The sequence below is a fragment of the Streptomyces hainanensis genome (assembly GCF_004348415.1).
GTDB lineage: Bacteria > Actinomycetota > Actinomycetes > Streptomycetales > Streptomycetaceae > Streptomyces > Streptomyces hainanensis.
The window spans coordinates 1-5,594 of sequence record NZ_SMKI01000483.1; the positions used below are offsets into that span (position 1 = coordinate 1).

Genomic DNA, 5,594 nt, shown 5'->3' on the forward strand with positions numbered 1-5,594 from the left:
GCGCAGCCGCCGGGCCGGCCCCGTGCCGCAGGCGCGGGCGGCGGCGAGGCCGCCGAGGCGCGGAGCCGGCGGGGGCGGCGCAGCCGCAGGCACGGCCGGGCGGCGAAGCCGACGAGTGCCGGACGCCCGCAGTGCGGGGGCGGCGGCGAAGCCGGCGGGGGCACCGCGCGCCCCGCTCCCGGTCTGCCACCGTGCGGCGCACGGCCGGGCGGCGAAGCCGCTGGGGGCCCCGTGCCGCAGGCGCGGCCGGGCGGCGAGGCCGGCGGGTGCCGGACGACCGCAGCGCGAGGGCGGCGCAGCCGCCAGGGGGCACGCGAAGCCGGCTGGGGCACCGCGCGCTCGGCTCCCGGTCTGCCACCTCGCGGCGCGCGGCCGAGCGGCGAAGCCGCCGGGGCGGCCCCGTGCCGCAGGCGCGGGCGGCGGCGGAGCCGCCAGGAGCCGGACACCCGCAGCGCGGGGGCGGCGAAGCCGGCCGGGCGGGCGGGCAGCGCAGCCGGCGGGTGCCGGCCCCCGCACCGCGCCGCACGCGGCCGGGGGCGCGCGAGGGGCGTACCGGTGGAACCGCCGGGGCGGTCCCGTGCCGCAGGCGCGGCCAGGCAGCGGCGAAGCCGCAAGGGACACCGCGCCTTGGGCACCCGGGCCTGCCACGGGCTCGGAGCCAGGCGGCGGGGCGGCGAAGCCGCAAGGCCGGTCCCGCGCCACAGGCGCGGGGCCGCGGCGTAGCCGCGGGAGCGGCGACGCCGACACGCGGCGCCCAGCCCGGGGCCGGAGGCCCCGGAACCGCAGGCCCCCGGCCGTTGGTCAGACCGCGCCGTCAGGGGCCCGGTAGAGGTGGTCGATCTCGTGGGCGTAGTCGCGGAGGATCGCCGTGCGGCGGAGTTTCAGGGAGGGGGTGAGGTGGCCGGAGGCGATCGTGAAGTCGCGGGGGAGGACGACGAAGTCGCGGATCACCGCGGAGCCCGCGCACTCCGCGTTGGCGTCGTCGACGGCGCGCCGCAGGTGGCGCAACAGCTCGGGGTCGCGGGTGAGTTCGCCGGCGGTGAGGTGGCCGCGTTCCATCACCTGCTGCCAGTGGGCCACGCCGTCCTGGTCGAGGGTGATCAGCGCGGCCAGGTGGGGGCGGTCGTCGCCGACCACCAGGCACTGGCTGACCAGCGGGTGGGCCCGGAGGGCGTCCTCCAGCGGGCCGGGGGCGACGGCCTCGCCGGTCGCCGTGATGATGAGGTCCTTCTTGCGGCCGGTGATGGTGAGGTAGCCCTCGTCGTCGAACGAGCCCAGGTCGCCGGTGGCGAACCAGCCGTCGGCGTCCGTGGCCGGCACCACCTCGCGCCGCTCCGCGTCCCAGTAGCCGCCGAAGACCTGCCCGCCGCGCACCAGCACCTCGCCGTCCCGCGCGATCCGCACCTCGGTGCCCGGGACCGGCCAGCCGACCGTGCCGAGGCGTTGCGCGTTCGGCGGGGTGACGGTGGCGGCCGCGGTGGTCTCGGTCAGGCCGTAGCCCTCGTAGATCGAGATGCCGGCGCCCTCGAAGAACGAGCCGAGCCGGCGGCCGAGGGGCGAGCCGCCGCAGACCACGTGCCGCACCCGGCCGCCGAGCGCGGCCCTGATGCGCCGGTAGACCAGCGGGTCGTAGAGGGAGCGGGCGGCCCGCAGCCCCATGCCCGGGCCCTGCGCCATGCCGTGCTGCTGCGCCTCGGCCGCCGCGCCGTAGCGGCGCGCGATGCGGGCCGCCCGGTCGAACGCGCCTCCCCTGCCCACCTTCTCGGCCCGCGCCCGGCCGCTGTTGAAGACCTTCTCCAGCAGGTACGGGATGGCGAAGAGGAAGGTGGGCCGGAAGCCGGCGAGGTCGGCCAGCAGGTCCTCGGTCCTGGTGCTGGGCGCGTGGCCGAGCCGCACCCGCGCCCGCACGCAGCCGATCGCCACCATCCGGCCCAGCACGTGGGCGAGTGGCAGGAACAGCAGGGTGGCGGGCGGCTCGTCGGTCAGCTTTCGGAAGATCGGGTACAGCAGGGCGATCGCGTTGTCGACCTCGGCGAAGAGGTTGCCGTGGGTGATCACGCAGCCCTTGGGCCGGCCGGTGGTGCCCGAGGTGTAGACGATGGTGGCGGCGAGCCAGGGGGCGAGCAGCGCGCGCCGCTCGGAGACGACGGCGTCCGACAGGTCGCGGCCGGCGGCCGAGATGGCGCCGAGGACGCCGCCCTCGGCCGAGATGGCGGTCAGCTGCCACAGGTGGTCGAGCGCCGGCAGCTCGTGCCGGACGGCGGTGACGGCGCGGGCCTCCTCGCCGCCCTCCACCACGCAGGCCCGCGCCCCCGAGTCCCGCAGGATCCAACTCGTCTGCTGCGGCGAGCTGGTGGGGTAGATCGGCACGGTGATCAGGCCGGCGGCCCAGGCGGCGAAGTCCAGCAGGGTCCACTCGTACCGGGGCCGCGACATGATGGCGAGCCGGTCGCCGGGGCGGAGGCCGTGGGCGATGAGGCCCTTGGCGACGGCCGTGACCTCGGCGGCGAACCGGGCGCAGCTGACGTCGTGCCAGGTGCCGTCGCGGTGCCGGCGGCTCAGCGCGATGTCGTCGGGCGCCTCGTAGGCGTTGACGAACGGCACGTCGGCGAGGCTGCCCTGCTCGACCGGCGGCACCAGCGGCGGCACTGAGGCCCGCACCACCCGCCCGTTCTCGACGCGCAGCCGCGGCGGGACGGCGGTGTGCCCCGCCGGCGCGGTCGCGGTCGGAATGTTCGGTTGTGGCATCTGGTCCTCCCGGTACGGCCCCGGTCAGGGGGATTCCCCGGATTCTCCCGCTCGAACGGACCGCTGACCGGCACTTTCACCGGATTCCCCGGGGGCCGGGACGGCTCGGCTCGCTGGTTCACCAAACGAACACACGCCGCCCGCGCGACTGTTTCCGACATGTGACTTTCCGTCAATGTCTCTTGACGTGAAGGAATCTTCCGCCATGCTCCGCGCCATGACGCCACGACGACTCCCCTCGCTCAGACGTCTCGGCTCGGTGGCCGCCGGCCTGCTGCTCGCCGCCACCACCCTGGCCTGGTCCGCGCCCGCCGGCGCCGAACAGCCCACCGACACCACCGACTCCCCCGACACCCCCGACTTCGCCGAGGCGCTGGACCGCGCCCTGGCCGATCCGCGGCTCGACGGCGCGCGTGCCGGCGTCGTCGTGCTGGACGCGGCCACCGGCGACACCCTCTACGAGCGCGGCGGCGACGACCGGCTGATGCCGGCGTCCAACACCAAGCTGCTGACCGCCGCCGCGGCCCTCGACATCCTCGGCCCCGACCACCGCTACCGCACGGAGGCCGTCGGCGCCGGCCGGATCCGGGGCGGCGAGCTGCGCGGGGACCTCTATCTGCGCGGCTCGGGCGACCCGACGATGCTCGCCGAGGACTACGACGCCATCGCCGCGGACGTCGCGGCCCGCGGCATCACCAGGGTCCGGGGCGACCTGGTCGCCGACGACACCCGCTTCGACGACGTCCGGCTCGGCCGCGCCTGGTCCTGGGACGGCGAGGCCGACTACTACTCGGCGGGCATCTCGGCGCTGACCCTGGCGCCCGACACCGACTACGACGCCGGGACCGTGTACGTCTCGGCGGCCCCCGGCCGGGCCGCGGGCGACCGCCCGGTCGTCACGCTCACCCCGGCCAACGACCACGTGGCGGTGGTCAACCGCGCCACCACCGTGCCGGCCGGCGAGCCCGACACCCTGTCCGTCACCCGGGAGCACGGCGCGGGCGCCCTGGTCGTCAGCGGGCGGATTCCGGTGGGCGCCGCGCCCACCACCGCCTGGATCGCCGTCGACGACCCCACCGCCTACGCCACCGCGGTCTTCGCCGACGCCCTGGCGGCGCACGGCGTGCGCGTCACCGGCGACACGGTGCTCGGCCGGGCCGCGCCGGCCGACGCCACCCCGCTGGCCGCCCACGAGTCGATGCCGCTGTCGGAACTCCTCGTGCCGTTCCTGAAGTTGTCCAACAACATGCACGCCGAGGCGCTGGTCAAGACGATCGGCCACCGCACCGCGGGCCGTGGCACCTGGTCGGCCGGGCTGGCCGCGATCCAGCGCTACGCGGCCGGACTCGGCATGGACACCGGCGGGTTCCGGCAGGTGGACGGCTCCGGGCTGTCCCGGATGAACCTCGTACCGGCCGCCGAGCTCGCCACCCTGCTCGCGGCGGTGCGCGCCGAGCCCTGGTTCGACGACTGGTACCGGGCGCTGCCGGTGGCCTGCGCGCCCGACCGGCTGGTCGGCGGCACGCTGCGCTCGCGGATGTGCGGCACGCCGGCCGCCGGCAACGTCCGCGCCAAGACCGGCTCGTTGACGGGTGCCACCGGCCTGTCCGGCTACGTGACCACGGCGGACGGCCGGGAGCTGGTGTTCAGCGTGCTGCTCAACGACTACCTGAGCGGGTCGCCGAAGGACATCGAGGACACGGTCGTCGCCGCCCTCGCCGCCTCCGGCGGCCCGGCCCCCGCCCCCGCCGCTCGGGCGCGGCCCGAGTCGCCGGAGCTGGAGTGCTCCTGGCTCAAGCCCGCGCTCTGCTGAGGCCCGGGCCGGCCGCGCGCCTCCGCGGGCGGGACCCGCCGGGCCACGCCGACCCGGCGCGCCCCCCGGCGCGCCCCCCGGCGGGTCAGGTCAGCGGGCCGAGGTGCGTCGCCCGCAAAAAGGTCGTGACGGTGGAGCGGAACCCCGTGTGGCCGGTGCGGGCCGCGTGGCGCAGGCACCACACCTCGGGGACGTCCCGGGAGTCGGCACCCGGTGACGCCTCGTCGCACGTGGTGCACTCCGCCGCGTGGATCGCCGGCCCGCCGTACGGGTCGAGCGACAGCGACCAGTCCGCGAACCGCGAGACCATCACGCCACACCACGGCCGGCGGTGACGTCGAACCGGCAGAACACGCTCTTCCCACCGGCGTCGCGCGGCGCCCACCACGTCGCGTCCGCCAGGCTCTGCACGATGAACAGTCCCCGCCCGTGCTCGGGTAACAGGTCCAGGCCGCTGGGATCGCCCGACGGCAGCCGCGGCGGCGACGGGTCCTCGTCCGCGACCTCCACGAACAGCCAGCGCGGCCAGTACCGCAGGGTCAGCCCGATCCGCCGCCGCCCGGTGACGTGCCGGACGGCGTTGCCGACCAGCTCCGACACGCACAGCACCACGTCGTCCAGCACCCACGGCAACTCCCAGTCGTCCAGCGTCTCCCGCGCCATCCGGCGGGCGACCGGCGGGGTGTCCTCGGAGTCGGCGAACAGCGCGACGGACCGGAAGCGGTAGGCGGTGGAGAACGCGGCCGGTTCCAGCGGCACCGGTCGCGCGGTCGGCGTGGGAAGCTCTCTCGCGTCCGGTGACGGCGCCGTCATCGTGATCCCCCTCCTTGAGCCAAGCCAAGCCCTCATATGTTCAGTTGAGCCCGGAAGTGGTCCAATTCGGAACGTTCACAAGGGGGGTCACATACACACCCAGGGGGTTCACGGGGTGCGCGGGCAGCGCGCCCCGTGAGCCCCCCGGCGCGCGGGGGGCACCGACGGCGCTGCCGGCCTACTCCCCGCGCGAGAACGGGCGAGCGGCGGTGGCCCGAGG

Annotated in this window: 4 protein-coding genes; 1 reads left to right on the plus strand and 3 read right to left on the minus strand. The window is 76.5% G+C overall.

The features are described from left to right. Positions 1–801 precede the first annotated feature (801 nt). On the minus strand, positions 802–2,748 hold the full coding sequence (locus E1283_RS30645) for an AMP-dependent synthetase/ligase (protein WP_132821437.1): 1,947 nt from the start codon (positions 2,746–2,748) through the stop codon (positions 802–804). Between the two features lie 217 nt (positions 2,749–2,965). On the opposite strand from E1283_RS30645, the gene dacB reads away from it, so the two are divergent. Then, entirely contained in the window at positions 2,966–4,561 is a 1,596-nt protein-coding gene (gene dacB, locus E1283_RS30650; protein ID WP_132821438.1) for a D-alanyl-D-alanine carboxypeptidase/D-alanyl-D-alanine endopeptidase, read from the plus strand. Positions 4,562–4,646: 85 nt separating this feature from the next. Here the strand turns inward: dacB and E1283_RS30655 are convergent, their stop codons facing one another. Continuing rightward, the gene (locus E1283_RS30655) at positions 4,647–4,871 is read right to left on the minus strand and encodes a DUF7848 domain-containing protein (RefSeq protein ID WP_132821439.1); all 225 of its coding nucleotides are present in this window, start codon (positions 4,869–4,871) and stop codon (positions 4,647–4,649) included. Then, on the minus strand, positions 4,871–5,374 hold the full coding sequence (locus tag E1283_RS30660) for an ATP-binding protein (protein ID WP_165956306.1): 504 nt from the start codon (positions 5,372–5,374) through the stop codon (positions 4,871–4,873). Before E1283_RS30660 ends, E1283_RS30655 begins: the two co-directional genes overlap by 1 nt. Positions 5,375–5,594: the final 220 nt, after the last annotated feature.

Excerpts from the sequence above, each read along its gene's own strand:
- E1283_RS30645 (WP_132821437.1), bottom strand. The coding sequence starts at position 2,748 with ATGCCACAACCGAACATTCCGACCGCGACCGCGCCGGCGGGGCACACC.
- dacB (WP_132821438.1), top strand. The coding sequence starts at position 2,966 with ATGACGCCACGACGACTCCCCTCGCTCAGACGTCTCGGCTCGGTGGCC.
- E1283_RS30655 (WP_132821439.1), bottom strand. The coding sequence starts at position 4,871 with ATGGTCTCGCGGTTCGCGGACTGGTCGCTGTCGCTCGACCCGTACGGC.
- E1283_RS30660 (WP_165956306.1), bottom strand. The coding sequence starts at position 5,374 with ATGACGGCGCCGTCACCGGACGCGAGAGAGCTTCCCACGCCGACCGCG.